Source organism: Methylomicrobium lacus LW14 (assembly GCF_000527095.1).
Taxonomy (GTDB): Bacteria; Pseudomonadota; Gammaproteobacteria; order Methylococcales; family Methylomonadaceae; genus Methylomicrobium; species Methylomicrobium lacus.
Genome location: NZ_AZUN01000001.1, coordinates 775,994 through 793,637, shown reverse-complemented (window position 1 = coordinate 793,637; position 17,644 = coordinate 775,994). Strand labels below are relative to the sequence as shown.

The window sequence follows — 17,644 nt, the reverse complement described above, 5'->3', positions numbered from 1 at the left end:
ATCGATTTGGAACACCCATGCCTCGGAAATTTCTTGATATTTTCATCAAGGCGTGCTGTCAGCCATGTTCGCAACCGGGGCCGCGATGAAAAATCAGTTCCTCGACCGGCACGCCGCCGAGCAAATGCTGCTCTATGATGCGGTCGAGATTGACGGCGGTCACATGGTAATACCAAATGCCGTCCGGTTGGACGCAGACGATCGGCCCGGCCTTACAGGTGGCAAAACAGGTGGTGCGTGTGCGCTTGACCCGCAACGCCCCCTGATCCAGTCCCGCCGCCTTGAATTTTGCTCCCAGGCTGTCGAACAGCGCTTGCGATTCGCCGTCTTGCGTGCAGCGCGGGCCGGTACAGACCAGCAGATGGCGTTTGTAATCGCCCATTTTGGGTTTTTCCGGTAACGGCATGTCATTCATCGCGGGTAATCTCCTCGGATTCGTTATCTGTAACACCACTATCGAGCGCTTGACCGTACTGTTCAAAGGCTTGCTGGAAACTGTCGAGCGCGCATTGGTCGAAGCGATCGCCCGATTTAACCAGCAACAGCGAACAGATCCATGCGCCGCAGGCGTCGATAAAATACAGGCCGCACTGTTGGCCGGCCTGACTGAAAAACCAGGCGCTGGCGATGCGGCCGGTATCGACATGCAAATGACAATGCTCGCCGGCCAGATTCAGCCATGAGCCTTTGCGGGTAAAATCTTTTGCTTCCAGCAGCACTTCGGCGATGGCCGCGTCACTGCGCACCACGGCCCTGAGCCTGCCCCAGTCCCTGGCTGCTGTCAGCACCCTATCCAGATGCTCGGCCGCGATCAGCCGGGCCTGCATGTTGCCCGCGGTGTCATCGGGCCGGGCTTCGGCAATGGCCGCCAGCAATTCGCCCGGAGGCGCGTCGAAATGGGCACCGGCTTCGCGCAGAGTGACCGCCGGATTTTCCCGCAAATGACGACGCACACAGGCATGCCAACCGTTCAGGCCCATCGCCAGCGAACGCCCGGCCTGTTCCCCGTTTTTGGCTTCGCGGGTTAATGTATCGTATTTGTTGGCATAGCCGCGCGGCGTGACCATCAAACCTTCGCGGACGAAGGTGCTGCTGTTGCCGATCAATACCGTACACAGCATGCCGATCTCGCAATCGGCCATCTGCGCCAGCGTAGTCATTTGAATGGCCTGCCGGCGGCGGTAGCCCGATTTGACGATCGCCACCGGCGTATCCGGCGAGCGGTGCAATAGCATAATCCGTTGCGCCTCGACGATCTGCCGGGTGCGGCGGCCGCTTTTGGGGTTATACAGCGCGACGACGAAATCGGCACGCGCCGCCGCTTCCAGGCGGCGGGCGATGACCGGCCAGGGCGTCAGCAAATCCGACAACGAAATCGAACAAAAATCGTGGGTCAGCGGTGCGCCGACCAGCGCCGCACAGGCATTCAACGCCGTTGCGCCGGGAATCACTTCGACGGTGATCTCACTGCTCGGCGTCCAACCGGCCTGGAACAGCACTTCGTAAGTGGGGCCCGCCATGCCGTAAATGCCGATGTCGCCCGACGAAATCAGCGCCACGGTTTTGCCTTGCCGCGCCTGCTCGTACGCTTCGACGCTGCGATCGATTTCCTCGGTCATGCCCTTGCGGATCACTTCCTTGCCGTCGAGCAGTTCCTGCACCAGTTTGATATAGGTGGAATAACCGATGACCACATCCGCCTCGGCGATGGCGGCGCGGGCGCGATGGCTCATGTGTTCCGGGGCGCCGGGACCGAAGCCGACCAACAGAATTTTGCCTTTTTTCATTTAACCCTTTCTGATGCTTGCAATCGAAACCGTGGCGTTTTTGCCGTCTGCGCCGCGGTATTTGTGTTTTTCCAGCAGCAACGCCTGCATCGTCGCATTGGCCGCCAACAACGCGGCAGCCTCGGCAACCGCCGGCGTCCCCATGTATTTACGCACGGTTTCCGACGGATTCGGCACCGGCACTTGCGTCAGTCGTTCGGCGCTATAAAAATGCAAGGGCCAGCCGTGGTCGGCTGCCAACTGCAGTATCGCCGCTTCGTCGTTTTTTTTGTCGATGGTCGCTATGCCGGCAACGGCGGACAGGTCGAGACCGGCCGAGGCCAAAGCCTGATCGACGGCGGCTTGTATTGTGGACAAGGAGGTATCGCGGTCGCACCCCAGGCCCAGCATCACGGCCATCAATCTTGTCCTGCCGGCGGGCGATACACCACCAAGCGTTCGGCGAGATCGTCCCAACAGGCCTGAGCGATGTCGCGTCGGGTGACCCACAACACGGCGCGGTAGCGGTCAAGATCGACATCCTCGAAACGTTCGAACAGATGAATATTGCCCGGCAGCGGTGTCGGCCGAGTCCACCAGTTAAGCGCGCCGGCTTCCTGCACGAAAGCGATCGGTTCTTCGTTGACCACATGCGCCGAGACGCGGGTGATGTTGATTTTTGGCGCCTCGACCTGCCAGCCCAACTCCCGGCCCAAAATGTCTACCGGAATGGTCTTGCCGACATCGGAGGCCGTGGTCAGCACCGCTTGCGCCTCCAGCAAGGCGGCCAGGTGTTCGGCAAAGGCATTGGCACCGCCGACATGACCGGACAGCACCGGAATCACATAACACCCGGCATCGTCGATGACCACCACGCCGGGATCTTCGTCCTTGGATTTGAGATGCGGCGCGATCAGCCGCACCACCGCGCCCAGCGAGATGAACATCACCACCTGGTCGTAGCGCGCAAACAGCATGCCGATATTCGCGCTCAATGTGCCGGGCAACACCTCGATGGGGTTGGCGATGGCCGGCAAGCCGGCGGCGAATTTTTCCGAGACCGCCAGATGCGCGTCGGGCAGTTTTGCGGCCAACTGCAAGGCTTGCGACAGGCCGTGTTTGGTGATCGCGACCAGCACGACGCGGGGTTCTTGTATTGCTTTCATGTTTATTCCGGATTCGATGTTTTTTTGCGGCAGCCGCGAATGATGTCGCCGCGCTGGCGGTGCGGATTGCGAATCAGCAGTAATGACAGGTAGTTGACCTTTTCGCCGCGCAAGCGCTCGACATTGCGTTCGACACGCTCTTCCGGCGTGCCGGCTTTTTCGATAAACACGGCCTGGGACAACAAATCGCGACGTTGCAGCAGTTCGATAATGTCGTCCAGCAACGGTTTGACTTTCAGTAACACCAGGGTGTCGAAATCGTTCAGCAGGCGTTCGACCATGTCGATTCTGTAACTCGCGGGCACGATCGCGACGGTCTCGTCGGTGTCGGCCAGCGGCATCGCCACCCGCGCGGCGGCGGCGTTGTACGAAGGCACGCCAGGGATGGTTTCGATGACTAAGGCGGCATCCAGGGACTCTACTGTGCGCGCCAGATGGCCGAAAGTCGAATAGGTGGACGCGTCGCCTTCGACCATAAACACCACGTCCCGGCCTCTATGCAGTTGCGTCAGCACGGTTTCGGCCGCGCGCAGCCAGTAACCGGCCAGAATCTCGGCATCGTGAGTCATTGGAAAAATCAGCGGCGTGTGTTCTGCCGGCAGCGGCAGACCACCCCGCAAGGCGATTTGCAACGCATGGCTTTCGGCATGCTTGCGCCGGACCGGATAAGTCCAGTGGCAATCGTTACGCTGCAGCAATTCCCAGGCGCGCCGGGTGATCAGGCCCGGATCGCCGGGACCGAGCGAGACGCCGAACAGCCGGCCGTTACTTTGAGTCATGGGTGTCTTCCGTATTTTTTTCGCTACCGGGTTGCGCAGCCACGATCCAGATCGGGTTTTCCGCCTGTAGCCGGTGCATGTCCAGTATCGGTTTGCTGCGGGCGGCTTGTAGTTGCAAGACATCCCAATCGGCTCCGGCGGCTTTTAGCGCTTCCACCGCCGCGGCGAGATTTTCGATCGTCGCAAAGTTCATCACCAAATGGCCGCCATCGCGCAAGCGTTGCAGGCAGAGCGCAATCAGTTCGCGCAACTCGCCGCCGGAACCGCCGATGAATACCGCGTCGGGGTCGGGCCAGGTTTCGAGGCCGTCCGGCGCACGGCCGTGGCGCAGGCTGTAATTGCTGACCCGCAAACTGGCGCGGTTGGCGAGCGCGATGGCGGTATCGTCGGCGTTTTTTTCGATCGCGTAGACATGGCCTCGCGCGCACAGCCGCGCCGCTTCCAGACCCACCGAGCCGGAACCGGCGCCGATGTCCCAGACGATGCTGTCAGGCTTGAGCGCCATCCGCGCCAGCGATACCGCGCGCACTTCGCGTTTGGTAATCAGGCCTTTGTCGGGTTTACGCTGTTGAAAGCGCGCATCCGGCAGGCCAAACAGCGCTTCATCCATGTCACGTTTTTGCCGAATCAAAACGATATTCGGATCGGCAAAACGGCGGCCGGCGGCTTCATCGACGGATAGCCAACCGGAAATGTGTTCGTCCGCTTGCAGCAGCCGGGCGGCCACCGCGATGTCATAATGCGCGGCCGGCGCTTCCTGTTGCAGCATGCGGGCGATACGGTCCGGCGTGTTGTCCGGGCTGGTCAACACCGCCGTCAGCGGCGATTGCCGCAGCAATTGCAGCAACTCGTACAAGCCATGTTGGGCATCGGCGCCGGGGGTCCATTCGCCGGCATCGCGGCTGTGCACCGAACCGATGCGCACAGACTGCCACGACTGTCCCAGTCGGGCGCAGGCCAGTTGCAGCATCGACAGGTTGGGCAGGACTTCCACGTTGCCGTGGCCGAGTTTACCGATCAGGAAGCCGGCGATGCCGTGACACAGCGGGTCGCCGGTAGCCAGAACCACGACTTTTTTTCCTGCGCTTTGCGCGTCGCTGATCCAGGCCGGCACCCGGCTCAACTGGCCGGTCAACTCGTGACATTCGGCGCCCGGCGCAATCGCATCGGCCAGCAAGGCCAGCAGCCGCTGGCCGCCGATCACAACCTCGGCGCTGTTCAGATGCGTCAAGGCTTCGGCCGTCAGGCTGCGGCTGCCGCTATCGAGTACGCCGATGATCCGGCAGGGCTCTGTCATCTCATACCTCTCCGGCCGCTTCGGCCAGCTTGTTGCCATCGAAATCGCACATCAATACCCGTAAATGAAATTGGCCGGCATAACGGCCGTGCAAGGTTCGGATGACGCGTTCGCCCAATGCCCGATAAAACGGATCGATCAGGCCCAGTTCCTCCATCCGCTCGCTGGCATAGCGCGCCATTTCCGAATGGCGGATGTCGTTGCAGACCTCGGACGGAGCGCCGATGTCGGCGGCAATCTCCGCCAGCAAATCGGTATCGACCGCGCTGCGATTGGCATGAGTGATGGTCTCGCCTTGCGCAATCTTGGTCAGTTTGCCGACCATGCCGCCAATCACGACTTCACGTATGCCGCACTTGACCACCGTATCCAATGCGTATTTCAAGAAGTCGCCCATTTGCACGAAGCAGGCCGGCGCGAGCTCCGGCAATTCGCGCATCGTGAATTTTTCGGTGCGGCCGCCGGTGGTCAGCACCACGATCGGCTGGCCCTGATTGGCCGCGACTTCGACGCCCTGAATCACACTGGCGCGAAACGCCGCGGTCGAATAAGGATGCACGACGCCGGTGGTGCCCAGGATCGAAATTCCGCCGACGATACCCAGCCGGTAATTGAGGGTTTTTTTGGCCATGTCCTCGCCGCCCGGCACCGAAATCGTCACTTCCAGGCCGCACTGTTCCAACAACTGCGCGGCGGCGGCACGGATATTGGCTTCGATATTGCGGCGCGGCACCGGGTTGATTGCCGGCCCGCCGACTTCGAGTCCAAGGCCTTGCATCGTGACCGTGCCGACGCCGGCGCCGCCCTTCAATATCACGGCCCCGGGCGCATCCGGCAGCAGACGGACATCGGCGGTCAACGGCGCCTTGTCGGTCACATCCGGGTCGTCGCCGGCATCCTTGATCACCACGGCATGCGCGTTTAGGCCGTCGCAATGCGCATCGCTCACGGCAAACCGCGCCTGTTGGCCGTTCGGCAACTCGCAATCGACCGCTTCCGGCACCGCGCCAGTCACCAGACCCAATACCGCCGCCCGCGCCGCCGCGGCCGAACAGGCGCCGGTGGTGTAGCCTTTGCGGGTGCCTTTGGCTTTTTTTTCCACGCTGCCTGTCAGTCCCGCGCCGATTGTTGCGCTTCGGCCAAGGCCAGCAAGGCATGGATGGCCGCCACCACGAGCGTCGAGCCGCCTTTGCGGCCATCGATCACGATCCAGGGGATGGTGGCGATTTCACTGAGCAGCGCCTTCGATTCTGCCGCCGAGACGAAACCGACCGGCATGCCGATCACCAGGGACGGCCGCAGATCGTCCTCTTGCACCATGCGCACCACTTCCAGTAACGCAGTCGGCGCGTTGCCGATCGCAACGATGCCGCCGTCGAGCAGATTCAACCGTTGCGCCTTGCGCATCGCCTGTACCGCGCGCGTGCTGTTTTCCGCTTTGGCCTGGGCGATCACATCGTCATCGGCGATAAACTGATGGGTGCCTACGCCAAAATGATTCAGCCGCGGCTTGGACAGGCCGACGCAAATCATTTCCACGTCGGCGACTATTGCCGCACCATGCAGCAGGGCCTGCACGCCGGCAGCGACCGCGCCGGGCGAGAACCGGGTCAGGCCGTTGAATTCGAAATCCGCCGTGGCGTGGATCATCCGCCGCACCACCTGCCATTCATCGGCCTGATAGGGGTGCGGACCGGCTTCGGCATCGACGATCGCAAAGGAATCGTGCTCGATGCGGCGGCCGGCGTCGGTGAGTTGTTCGGTGATGGTGTTGTGATTCATGCTACGGCCTCAGGCATGATGGTGAGGACCCAGGCCATGATCGGCGGCGAATTCACGGTATTTGCAGCCATCGCATTCCATCATCACCGGCTGGCTGTTGGCCGTGGCTTCTTGTATGCGCTGTTCCAGTAAGCGGTAGATCTCGTCCTCAAAACCCAGATACGGGCCGAGGACGAAGTGGACATGCGGATACTGGCTCTGCAAACGCGTCACCTGGCGGCGAATGCGTTCGATCAGGGTGCCGGTGAACAAATAAAACGGCAGCACCATGATTTGCCGCATCTCCAGTTTGATCTGACGCTGCACCACCGACTCCAGACGCGGATGGGTGATGCCGGTAAAAGCGATGTCCACCAAATCGTGATCGGTTTCTTCGTACAGCCACCGCGCCATTTTGGCGACTTCCCCGTTGGCAACCCGATCGGATGAACCGCGCCCCAACACGATCACGCCGGTATTGCGCGGGTCGGGCACATCCAGTGTGTGCATCGCTTTGCGCAAATTGCGCTGCAGGATGGTCAGGATTTCCTCGCAACTGCCGAGATGGCGACAATAGACAAACTCCACATGCGGATGGCGCAGCCGGGCATGTTCGATATACTCGGGGATTTCCATCTTGACGTGGCCGGCGGCGTTGAGGATCAACGGCACCACGACGACCTGGCCGCCGTGACGTGCGGCGAGATCCAAGCCGTCGTCGAGCAGCACATCGGCAAATTCAATAAAACAGACTTCGATGCGGCGTTGCGGTTCGCGGGCGCGCCACTGCTCGGCAAACGCCTGAATTTCCAGATTGCCGGAGACTTCACGCGAGCCGTGGCCGACCAGCAGGATGGTTTGTGCTTGCATGTTTGGATTCATGGTTTGCTCGCTTTACGAAAACGATGCGAAAACCCGGCATCGTAGAGTTTGGAATGTCGGATCTCAGGCCAATACCGGGCGCCTAACGCCGGGCTGGCGATGATCATCGCCTGACTGTTGATTTTTTCCGCCCGGCAGCGGTCGCGAATATCTTGCAAGGTGCCGCGCACGATTTTTTCCTCGCCGGGCCAGCTGGCTTTTTGCACGACCAGAATCGGCGCATCCGCCGGCCAGCCGGCCGCCAGCAAGGCTTTTTGCACATGGGCCAGCAAGGTAATCGACAGGAAAATGCATAGCGTGGTGCGATGGGCGGCCAAAGCTTCCAGTTCTTCGCCGGGCGGCATTGGCGTGCGCCCCGAGACACGGGTCAAAATCACGGTTTGCGTGACTTCCGGCAGCGTCAGCGTTTCGCCGGCCACAGCGGCGGAAGCCAGTGCCGAGGAAACTCCCGGCACGACAGCCCAATCGATGCCGGCCTGATCCAGCGGTCTGACCATTTCGGTCAATGCGCCGTAAAGCCCGGGATCGCCGGTTTGCAGACGCACAACGGTGTCATGCTGACGGGCCTGATCGATCAGCCAGGCGGTGATGTCATCCAGCGTCATGTCTTTTGAATCGCGAACCCGGCTGCCAGCCGGTGCGTACAGCGTTGCGGCCTGATTGACCAGGGATCCTGCATACAGCACCGCGCCGGCTTGTGCCAGTAAGCGCTGTCCCTTGACGGTAATCAGTTCGGGATCGCCGGGGCCGGCGCCGACAAACCAGACTTTAGCCATGCCGATTCTCCGGCGATGCCAGGCCTTGGTTTTCATCACCCACACCGAAACGGATGGCCAAAGCCGCCGACACGCTGCCCAATACCAGCCAGAACACAAGATTGCTGAGCGCTGACGCCTGGATGAATTGAACTTGCAATGCCTCAGGTGCCAGACTTTCTGCCATCGCCGGCTGCGGTGCGCCGAGCAGATGGGGACTCAGCAACAGCAAACCGCCTGCCAGTCTCGGCATGGGTTTGCTTTGCAGAAACAGCAAGCCCAGCCCGATTGCCGTGACGCAGACCGTACCCAGCCACCAATATTGTCGAGCCAGCAGGTCGGCGGCCGTCGTGCCGGGCAATTCCGGCGGCAGACCTAAACTTGGCGCCGCGAAAAACACCGCATAACCGGCCAATCCCCAGCCGAACCCGATAACCCAGCCAGGCGGCCGCCGCAAACAATAGGCGCCGGTCAACATCGATGCAAAACCGATGGCCATGACCACGTTGCTGCTGATTGTCGCCAGGGTTCTTTGCCAGCCGTCTTCGGGCTGCCAGGCCTGCTGCGGATGCTCGTGCCCGGCGGTAGCGTCGGCGATGTGGGTATGTGCTAGCGATTCCGCCGCGGTTTCATAAGTTTCGGCTTCGAGGATCAGCGGTGTCACCCACAGAATTTGCATCAGCGCCAGCAAAAGGGCGGCCACTATCCCCGAAATTCCGGCGGACAAAATAATGCGCGGGAGGAGCATGCCGGCCATCAATGGCAGGGAAAGCCGGTGGCGTGGCGGGTGTCGTGGGTGGCGTTGTGCACCTCGGTTAGCGGCGCAAAACCTACGGCCAGTACCAGAGTAGCGCCCAATAGGAGCATGGCCATGCCGGTCAAGACCCGCGCATCGAGCGCGTTAGCCAACGTTGGGAGTGGGGATTGGATAAACATGACAGTCTCCTCGATTCAAAATGGATTTCGGGAGCAGACTGGATTAGAGAATACGCGTACAGAGACGGATATAGGATGTCTCCGGCCTGCGCTCTCCCTCCGAGAGTCAGCAACCATACAGTCGAATCAGGCCGGTCTTCTGGCTCACCTTCATCTGAATTCGCCCACCTTCCCACGCGAAACGCGCAGTGGCATCAAGACGATTCATCAGGCTTACAGCAGCGGGGGCTGCGCCGGAGTAGATGGAAAAAATAACCATCGCACCGGACTTCCCGTTTAACTCTGGCACAGAGAACACGCACCAAAGCACCTAATCGGCGGCGAGTATAATTCATCCGAGGTAGCTATGGCGATTCTTTTCTGCCAAAAACGCCGAATTTCTACGTTCCTGCGCATTGGCGGGGTCGCCGAATTGGCCGTCAGGAAAGGATTAGAAGACGTCCGGGGCTCATGGGGTGAATGGCGCCGAGGGGCGTTTTTATCTCTGGGGTGGCCTGCGAAATCCGGCCGATTGTGGAAGTCGGGTAAGGTATACACCAAAACCGACAAAGAACAGTGCAAAATAGCCTTTACGATCAGAGTTTCTTCACTTCCATTGGGGTAGCGTTCAAAGCGGCAGCAGACGATACCTCGGAGAATCTTGTCAAAAGAAGTTCCCTCGTCTTATGCATCCACTCAAGGGCCACTTGCGCCTCCTTGCGAAATTTGAACGGCCCATGAAATGCGGCGTGATCGTTAAATCGCCTTGCCCGAATGTGTTCCGGCCAGTTGACGACATAATAGCCGGGAGCCAAGGTCTGGCCATGGTTGGTGCAATACTTTCGCTGATAAGACTCCGCATCGACGAGCCAGAAATCACGTATGACTGCGACAATCTCGAAAATATCATAATCCGCATCCATTGAGTCGTTACCCTTGTAATAAAATGAATCAAAACCGGATGCATCCTATATAGGATGATCCTCGCCACAGGAAAAGAAACTCGTCTTCCCCGCCTACCAAGAAGTGCATTCGATCTTAACGAATAACCCACTCCTTTTTTGGCAAGTTTGAGTCGAGCGAGCATCGCCAGTGGGATAAATTAAACCGTATATCAGTGAGCGATAAAATACGTGCGAGCACGTACATAAGGACACTTATTCAATACCAGCGGAGTACGGTGCATTCATACATTTGCCGGTTCACGAGCGAGAGGGTGAAAGCCTAATTTTAGCAATTAAGCTTAATTATCTCGGCGCAAGCAATTTATAGCCAAAATAGCAAGATCCGGGGACTCGAGTCAGAGTGGAAGATGGCTGGCTTCGCACAGGCGGGCCAGTTCCAGGGGATTCGTTGTGCCGGTTTTTTTTAAGATCCGTGCACGGTGAATTTCGACGGTACGGTGACTGATGCCTAGTTGCCGAGCGATTTCCTTATTGGAATGACCCGCCACAACCCAAGACATGATTTCCATTTCGCGGGAGGTAAGACCGTATAGGCGCATACAGAGAGCTTGTTCCGCCAAAGTCTGTTCGGATATCTGTGTTTCGTGCTGCAGCACTGCCTGTATCCGCTCGATCAACAGGTTGTTTGGAACGGGCTTCGTCAGAAAATCGACCGCTCCGGCCTTGATTGCTCGGACCGTCATGGGTATATCGCCATAAGCGGTGAGGAAAATAATCGGCAGGTGTATCTTGCGGCGGATGAGTTCGACTTGCAATTCTTGACCGTTCAAGCCCGGCAAGTTGAAGTCGAGTAGCAGGCAGCCAGGCTGGCCCGGACAATAGTTTTGCAGAAAGTCCTCGGCGCTCTCGAAAGTCTGGTAAGCAAAACCTGCGGTTTCCATAACCAGCCCAAGGCTATGGCGTATCACATACTCGTCATCGACGATAAAAACACAGAATTGAGTGCTCATGTCACGAAGGATAAGGTAAAGTGGACACTGATGCCGTTACCGGCGTTTTGCTCAGCCCACATTCTTCCTCCGTGAGCTTCGATCAAGGCGCGACTGATAGCAAGGCCCATACCTAAACCTTGGGGTTTGGTCGTGTAGAAGGGTTGGAACATGTTTTTCAAGATGGCGATGTCCGTCACGCTTTTTCCGCCGTCACGCACCGTCACCTGCGCCATGGCCGGCGTGTCATCGGTGCTACGCGTTGTTAGGGTGATCGTTCCGGCGCTTAATCCGCTTTCCTGCATGGACTCCAAGCCGTTGCGTAACAAGTTGATCAGCACCTTTTCGATTTGCAGACTATTGGCCCAGACCGGCGGCAAGGCCGCGGCGAGATTCAGTTCTATGCTAAAAACCCCTAAATGTCCGGCCGCCTTGACTAGCTCGAGTGCTTCCCGGGCCAATTGATTGATATCTATCGACTCGCTGAGGGCCTCGTCTTTATGCAATACCGTCATTAATTGCCGTATAACGCCCCCGGCACGCTGTGCTTGCTGGGCGCAAATCTCCATAAGAGAACCGAGCTTTTCCGGATTCTGGTTGCCGGCTTGCAGCATATGTAACGCCACTTCGGCATAAGAGGAGATCGCAGCCAGTGGCTGATGCAGTTCGTGAGCTATGGCAGCCGCCGTTTGGGTGACAACATAGAGCCGGAACGATTGCTCCATCTTATCGCGCCGCTCACTCAATTCCTTTTGCTTCTTGTAGTCGGTAATGTCTAAATTTATTCCCAGCATACGATAGGGACGGTTATTGGGGTCACGCAATAATCCGCCACGAGAGTGAACCCAGCGGTACAAGCCATCCTTGTGACGCAGACGGAACTCCAATTCGAAGACCGGCAGAAGTCCCGAGATATAGTTTTCAGCGGCCGCCAACACCGATGCCCGGTCGTCGGGATGCAAGCGGCATTCCCATTCTTCCCATCGGTTGAGCAATTCGTTCTCGTCAAAGCCGATTTGCCGCTTCCATTCAGGCGATAAGTAGACTGAGCTCGTATTCAGATCCCAGTCCCAATAACCCGCTTTCACCGCTTCGACGACAATAGCGAGTCGCGTCTGGACAGTGCGCAATTCTTCCTCGGCTGTTCGGCGTGCCGTGATATCCTCGCAGGAAATAATAATGCCGCCGATCTTCCCTTCCTGGTTTGTCCAGGGATAAGCCGCCCAACGCAACCAATGCCGGCTTCCGTCCGCTTGGATCCATAAGTCGTCATCGTTTTTCAGAAACGCCCCGGCTTGTGCTTTAACGTGAATCTCTCGCCACTCGGCGGAAATATCCGGATTAACCCAATAATGGTTACGTCCCGTCAGATCATCGTACCCCCGTCCAAACTCTTCGATCCAGCGTCGGCTAGTGACCAGATAGTTCATTTCACGGTCGAACATCGCAATGCTGAGAGGTGCCTGCTCGATAAAAGTCCGAAGCTGAGTTTGGCTCTTCGTTAACGAGTCTTCGACCCGTTTCAGCTCCGTGATGTCCAGAAAAGCGCCAACCGCGCCGCGTGGAAATCCCTCTTCATTGAATAAGGGGGATGCATTGCTGAGCACCGTGATGACCAGACCATCAGGACGGCTGATATCGATAATCTGGTTGGTTACTACTTCGCCGCGGTTAGCACGCTGTATCGGCAGTTCCTCGACTGCCAGCTCGCGTCCGTTCAGCATTGCACAAATGGGGGCCGGGGTGTCCCCTTCCAAAGAAAGCTCGCTGCCTGGCGCTAAGCCAAGCATCCTTTCAATAGCCGGATTACCTCGGATACGACAGCCTGTCGTGTCATCGGCGATACTTAGACCGATGGGCGCGGTATCGAAAATAGCTTGCATTTCCTCTATCCGGCGCTGCAAATGTCGGTTCAAGAAAGTTATTTGCTGCTCTGCCTGTTTTCTTTCCTCGATATCGATGGGAAGTAAGTTCATGTCGCACATGCCAATGAACTCCTGGCTATTATCGGCTAGAGAGATAAATTTTTGCCGTTCCAATTCGGTCTTTTTTTCCCAAGTCATATCTTGGATATAACCATGCCAGAGAGTGCTGCCGTCAGCTTCGCGTAGCGGTATCGAGTGGCCCTCGATCCATATTTCCCCTTTCGTCGGATGGTCGTAGCGGAAACAGTCTTGCCAGGGTTGCATAGTACGAGCAGACTCGGCGATCGTTTCATGGATATGGCCGATATCTCTGGGATGGACGCGAGCAAAGATCGGACTAAAATCTTTGGCTACAGCATCGGGCTTGAGTCCGTATACAGATTCGAAAACCGGACTGGCGTAAGGCATGCAAGCGGAGCCGTCCGGGCGCAACCGGAAGGAACAAATTACCCCAGGCACGGTTGCTGCAACCTTGGTCAGTTGATCCTGCAGCTTAAGCTGCTCCTTTAAAGCGCTATCTGCGCGCACGCGCTCCGTGACATCGCGCAGGATGGCGGTAAATGATTTCTCGCCATTTATCTCGCACAGGGAAATAGCCGCCTCGATCGGGAACTCCTCGCCATCGGCGCGCAGGCCTTTAACAGCAGCCAGTTCGCCCATTTTACGATTGCTGGCGCCGGTACTCCCGAAAGCGCGAATATGCGCGGCATGGGCGGGGCGAAACCGCTTGGGAATAAAACGCTCGAGAGATCCCCCCACAGCTTCATCTGCCGTACATCCGAACATTTTTTCCGCCGCGGCGTTGAAGAGTAATATATGTTGATCGGCGTCGATAGTAATCAATGCGTCCAAAGCCGACTCGACAATTCCGGCATAGCGTTGCCGGCTTTCCCAAAGCGCCCCGGTTAACCTCCGATGAAGGCTGGTGGTGGCGACGATAACCGCGGATAAAACGCAAAAGCCCGCATTTAAAATAAGAACGTCATAAGACTTTAAAATCGAGGCCGGAAACAAAATAAGAGCATTAACTGCAATCAAGGATAAGAACATCGCGAAAATACCCGGGTTCCGTCCGAGCCAGAAAGAGGTCTGGATAATCGCGAAAAAAAATAACAAGAACGCTGCCCGCTCGCCAATCACGGGAACATAGAGTGTTGCTATCGCGGCGATAGCGACTGTCAGCATCGCCCACCCGTAGCGCAACCCATAAGGTTGCGCGTCAAAATAAAGGATAATCGATTGAGTTTTAAATCGTTTAAAGTTCATCCGGTATTGCCGTCTATGCTCATTTCGCAACGGGAATAAGGTTTGCCATCCTCTGGAATATGCTGGTGGCGCATATTTACTGTGACTGAGCAATTGATTGGCGGTTCCTGATTATCTGTTCTTCGACAGCAATGCCGCGGAACGAGCTTAGCCGACAGGATACGGCTTATTGACTATTGCAAATCTTTGGGCAGATCATTTGCCGTGAATCGACGCAGCGTAACCGATATAAGGGCCCCAGGCCGTGACGAGCATTACAGATTTCCCCAATACTACTGTAAATAATCACTGGTTTATAAGTTCTGGGTTCTGGTATTCCTTCGGCGTCGGCGAAAACAACCGCCGCCTGGCTGCCGTAAAACGCCTGATCCAGGGTCAGCGGCATGGCGTATGCCTATGGCCGATCTTGAAGCTCTCCCTCCATGGCAGCGACTTGCCCGTAGTGCCAGTTGATTTTCGACTAACTCAAGGAAATCGGTTTCAATCAACAAGGGCGAGCAATAATAAACACATGAATTTTGGGGAAATCATCCTGCACGCGTCCCGAGTTATTTTCAATATTTTAGAGTCAAAGACGCCGCTTAAAGCTTCAAAGGGCCGAATTAATCATTCGCATTTATTTGTTTAACAGGGAATATTTGGTACCATCCCGACGGCCTGCAGAAGACTCACCTGTTGAGTACAGGCAAAAGATTGGACTTTCATCGGACCGCCTCCCTTATGAAATCCATTTATATCACATCGTCGAGGCACCCTTCGGAGAATCACACTATGAACAATCTCACAGCACTTTCTTTCAGTATCGGCATCTTGGCGGGCGCCGCGACATTCTTTGCGGTAGGCCCGCTCAGCGGATATTTTTTCATCTGGGCGGCAACGATTCCTTGGGCGGCGTATTTCGCACTCGGTGCGAATGAAGCCGCCTTCAAGGGCACGATTACCTGTAGTATTTTCGGCGTCGTGATGGCTTGGATAACGGCCTTCCTGCTTATAAATGTGCCGTCCGACGCGCTGCTCGGGTTTCCTTTGATGGCGGCCTTAACCGTCACCATTGCGGTAATCGTGATGTGTCTCGCCGCGAGCCTTCCTCAATTATCCGCAATCCCGGCCAGCGTGTTCGGTTATTCGATGACCTTTGCCTATCTGCTGCAAACGCCTGACAAAATGACTAAGGACGTTTTGCTTGGCGTCTCATTCAGCAATCCGCTCGTGGTGATTTCGGTTTCGATCGTGATCGGCGTTTATCTTGGCAAGTTTTCAGCGCAGCTGGCCGAAAAATGGACGACGAAGTAATCAACGGTTAACTAGTTGATGACTCCGTCTCGAAGACCCGGAGCGGAGTCAGATTCAAGCAGAGCTAATACGGATTACTGCACTGCAAGAAAAAAAAGGTCCAGATACGACGACAACCACTTTTTTGCTTCAACCCGCACATGGTGGAAGGCTTAGTGATAGAATCGAGAGCGGACGTAGACAATCTTACTGGGCTGCGGCTATTCGTTTAAACCGCTTATTTGACGCATCATGATGGAATTAGTTTGGGTCGGGACGGCTTACCTCGTTGGCTTGATAGCCAGCCGCTTGTCATTTCCGCCGCTTGTCGGTTATCTGGTCGCCGGCTATGTGCTGCATGTTGCCGGAATAGAATCGGCTCACACCTTAACGCATATCGCCGACATCGGCATCGAGTTATTACTCTTTACCGTCGGCCTAAAGATTAAATTGAATTCGCTGTTACGCCGCGAAGTCATCAGTGTCGGCGGCTTGCATTTATTAGTGGTGACCGCTATATCCGCGCTGGGTTTTCTGCTGCTGGGCGAACAAACCCTGGGCGGTCTGGTGTTGGGCACCAGTTTGGCTTTTTCCAGCACCGTACTCGCGATCAAGGTATTGGAGGACAACGGCGAGCTGTCTTCATTGCATGGCCGGGACGTACTCAGTATTCTGATTCTTCAGGATGTCGTGGCCATCGCGCTGCTGGCATTAGCCGACGGCAGACAACCCTCGCCCTGGGCGTTCGCCTTGTTGCTTGTGCCTTTATTACGCCCGCTCGGACATCGCCTGCTCAATGCCAGCCGTTCCGACGAACTGAAACTGCTGCTCGGCGTATCGCTGGCGCTGGCCGGAGGCGTTTCCTCCGAAAGTGTCGGCATCTCGCCGGATATTGGCGCATTATTGATGGGAGTCATGCTAGCGTCCCATCACCAGGTCGACGTTCTCTCCGAAAAGCTCTGGAGCCTCAAGGAAGTGTTCCTGGTCGCTTTTTTTCTGCAGATCGGTTTGGCAGAGTTGCCGAATAAAGACCAAATCATCACCGCGCTTGAGCTTTTGGGCGTGTTGCCGCTTCAAGGACTCTTATTCTTCGGGCTATTTTTGCTGGCCGGCATGCGCGCCCGCACGGCCTTTATCTCGTCGCTCGCGTTAACGACCTACAGCGAGTTCGCGCTGATTACCACCGGCGCGGTGGTAAAGACAAATTTGCTATCATCGGAGTGGAACGCCACAATCGCCTTGGCGGTAGCGGGATCTCTGGCAATCGCCGCGCCGTTAAACCGTTATTCACACCAGTTGTTTTCACGGTTTGAGCCTTTTCTTATCCGCTTTGAAAAAAAATCCGACCACCCCGATCGTCTGCCCGAATCCATCGGTTTGGCGGAATGGCTAATCGTCGGCATGGGACGCACCGGCGTTTCCGCCTATCATACCTTGAGTCAGCAGGATAAACGCGTCGTCGGGCTGGATGCCGACCCCACGGTTTTAGAACGTCTGCTTGCCGAAGGCAAACGCGTGATTTATGGCGATGCGGAAGATCCCGAGTTATGGACAGGGCTGCCGCTGGATAGGGTCAAAGGCATTTTACTGACCCTGCCGGAATTCGATGCCCGGTGTTCGGCCACACTCCAGCTTAGGAAGCGGGGTTACCGGGGGCAAATCGGTACGATTTCCTATTTCCCGGAAGAGAAACAGCAATTAAAACAGCTTGGAGTGGATTTTATCATTCATCCGCTGGTCGAGGCAGGCAATCAGCTGGCCCTGCAACTGATGAGCGGCGATCACGAGGCGGCGGAAGAATAACGACGAGAAGTGGATTGAACACTGTATTAAAGCATTAAAGCGGCAACGCGCACTCATGAAGCCACATCGAGAAAAAGCCTCAGGATTGTTTTCTCGGATGGTCTCATCGTATATCATGTGCGCATCCTAAATGCGCTCCTGCACGCGTCTTGCATCGATTGAA

At 56.8% G+C, this 17,644-nt stretch carries 18 protein-coding genes and 1 riboswitch; of the genes, 3 read left to right on the top strand and 15 right to left on the bottom strand.

Annotation, left to right across the window (positions count from 1 at the left end):
- Positions 1-58: 58 nt before the first annotated feature.
- From METLA_RS0103525 to METLA_RS21270, 15 genes are all read right to left on the bottom strand, one after another.
- Positions 59-415 (bottom strand): (2Fe-2S) ferredoxin domain-containing protein, encoded by a 357-nt coding sequence (locus tag METLA_RS0103525; RefSeq protein WP_024297239.1) that lies wholly within the window; start codon positions 413-415, stop codon positions 59-61.
- On the bottom strand, positions 408-1,787 hold the full coding sequence (cobJ, locus tag METLA_RS0103520; protein WP_024297238.1) for a precorrin-3B C(17)-methyltransferase: 1,380 nt from the start codon (positions 1,785-1,787) through the stop codon (positions 408-410). Before cobJ ends, METLA_RS0103525 begins: the two co-directional genes overlap by 8 nt.
- Positions 1,788-2,186: a cobalamin biosynthesis protein gene (locus tag METLA_RS0103515; RefSeq protein ID WP_024297237.1), complete on the bottom strand. Its 399-nt coding sequence runs from the start codon at positions 2,184-2,186 to the stop codon at positions 1,788-1,790. It abuts the gene before it with no gap.
- Positions 2,186-2,932 carry a cobalamin biosynthesis central domain-containing protein gene (locus METLA_RS0103510; protein ID WP_024297236.1) on the bottom strand — a complete coding sequence of 249 codons (747 nt, stop codon included), beginning with the start codon at positions 2,930-2,932 and terminating at the stop codon, positions 2,186-2,188. The genes METLA_RS0103515 and METLA_RS0103510 overlap by 1 nt, the downstream gene beginning before the upstream one ends.
- A 2-nt stretch (positions 2,933-2,934) precedes the next feature.
- Positions 2,935-3,711, bottom strand: coding sequence for a precorrin-2 C(20)-methyltransferase (gene cobI / locus METLA_RS0103505; RefSeq protein ID WP_024297235.1), 777 nt, complete (start codon positions 3,709-3,711; stop codon positions 2,935-2,937).
- Positions 3,698-5,008, bottom strand: a complete 1,311-nt coding sequence (locus tag METLA_RS0103500; RefSeq protein WP_024297234.1) for a bifunctional cobalt-precorrin-7 (C(5))-methyltransferase/cobalt-precorrin-6B (C(15))-methyltransferase — start codon at positions 5,006-5,008, stop codon at positions 3,698-3,700. Before METLA_RS0103500 ends, cobI begins: the two co-directional genes overlap by 14 nt.
- A gap of 1 nt (position 5,009) precedes the next feature.
- Positions 5,010-6,110, bottom strand: a complete 1,101-nt coding sequence (locus METLA_RS0103495; protein WP_024297233.1) for a cobalt-precorrin-5B (C(1))-methyltransferase — start codon at positions 6,108-6,110, stop codon at positions 5,010-5,012.
- An 8-nt stretch (positions 6,111-6,118) separates the two neighbouring features.
- Positions 6,119-6,790 (bottom strand): precorrin-8X methylmutase, encoded by a 672-nt coding sequence (locus METLA_RS0103490; RefSeq protein ID WP_024297232.1) that lies wholly within the window; start codon positions 6,788-6,790, stop codon positions 6,119-6,121.
- A gap of 9 nt (positions 6,791-6,799) precedes the next feature.
- A complete protein-coding gene (locus METLA_RS0103485) occupies positions 6,800-7,639 on the bottom strand; it encodes a sirohydrochlorin chelatase (RefSeq protein WP_024297231.1) in 840 nt (279 codons plus the stop codon).
- A gap of 8 nt (positions 7,640-7,647) precedes the next feature.
- Positions 7,648-8,427 (bottom strand): precorrin-4 C(11)-methyltransferase, encoded by a 780-nt coding sequence (cobM, locus tag METLA_RS0103480; protein ID WP_024297230.1) that lies wholly within the window; start codon positions 8,425-8,427, stop codon positions 7,648-7,650.
- Positions 8,420-9,163, bottom strand: coding sequence for a CbtA family protein (locus METLA_RS0103475; protein ID WP_024297229.1), 744 nt, complete (start codon positions 9,161-9,163; stop codon positions 8,420-8,422). Before METLA_RS0103475 ends, cobM begins: the two co-directional genes overlap by 8 nt.
- Positions 9,163-9,342, bottom strand: coding sequence for a CbtB domain-containing protein (locus METLA_RS0103470; RefSeq protein WP_024297228.1), 180 nt, complete (start codon positions 9,340-9,342; stop codon positions 9,163-9,165). The genes METLA_RS0103475 and METLA_RS0103470 overlap by 1 nt, the downstream gene beginning before the upstream one ends.
- Before the next feature lie 112 nt (positions 9,343-9,454).
- Positions 9,455-9,671: riboswitch (cobalamin riboswitch) on the bottom strand.
- A 246-nt stretch (positions 9,672-9,917) separates the two neighbouring features.
- Entirely contained in the window at positions 9,918-10,244 is a 327-nt protein-coding gene (locus tag METLA_RS0103465) for a hypothetical protein (protein ID WP_024297227.1), read from the bottom strand.
- A gap of 377 nt (positions 10,245-10,621) precedes the next feature.
- Positions 10,622-11,236 (bottom strand): response regulator transcription factor, encoded by a 615-nt coding sequence (locus METLA_RS0103460; RefSeq protein WP_024297226.1) that lies wholly within the window; start codon positions 11,234-11,236, stop codon positions 10,622-10,624.
- A complete protein-coding gene (locus METLA_RS21270) occupies positions 11,233-14,406 on the bottom strand; it encodes a PAS domain S-box protein (protein WP_024297225.1) in 3,174 nt (1,057 codons plus the stop codon). The genes METLA_RS0103460 and METLA_RS21270 overlap by 4 nt, the downstream gene beginning before the upstream one ends.
- A gap of 244 nt (positions 14,407-14,650) precedes the next feature.
- Between METLA_RS21270 and METLA_RS22430 the strand changes: the two genes are divergently transcribed.
- From METLA_RS22430 to METLA_RS0103445, 3 genes are all read left to right on the top strand, one after another.
- Entirely contained in the window at positions 14,651-15,034 is a 384-nt protein-coding gene (locus METLA_RS22430) for a hypothetical protein (protein ID WP_152539360.1), read from the top strand.
- Positions 15,035-15,177: 143 nt separating this feature from the next.
- Positions 15,178-15,699, top strand: coding sequence for a DUF1097 domain-containing protein (locus METLA_RS0103450; RefSeq protein WP_024297224.1), 522 nt, complete (start codon positions 15,178-15,180; stop codon positions 15,697-15,699).
- A 231-nt stretch (positions 15,700-15,930) separates the two neighbouring features.
- Positions 15,931-17,481: a cation:proton antiporter family protein gene (locus tag METLA_RS0103445; RefSeq protein WP_024297223.1), complete on the top strand. Its 1,551-nt coding sequence runs from the start codon at positions 15,931-15,933 to the stop codon at positions 17,479-17,481.
- Positions 17,482-17,644 lie beyond the last annotated feature (163 nt).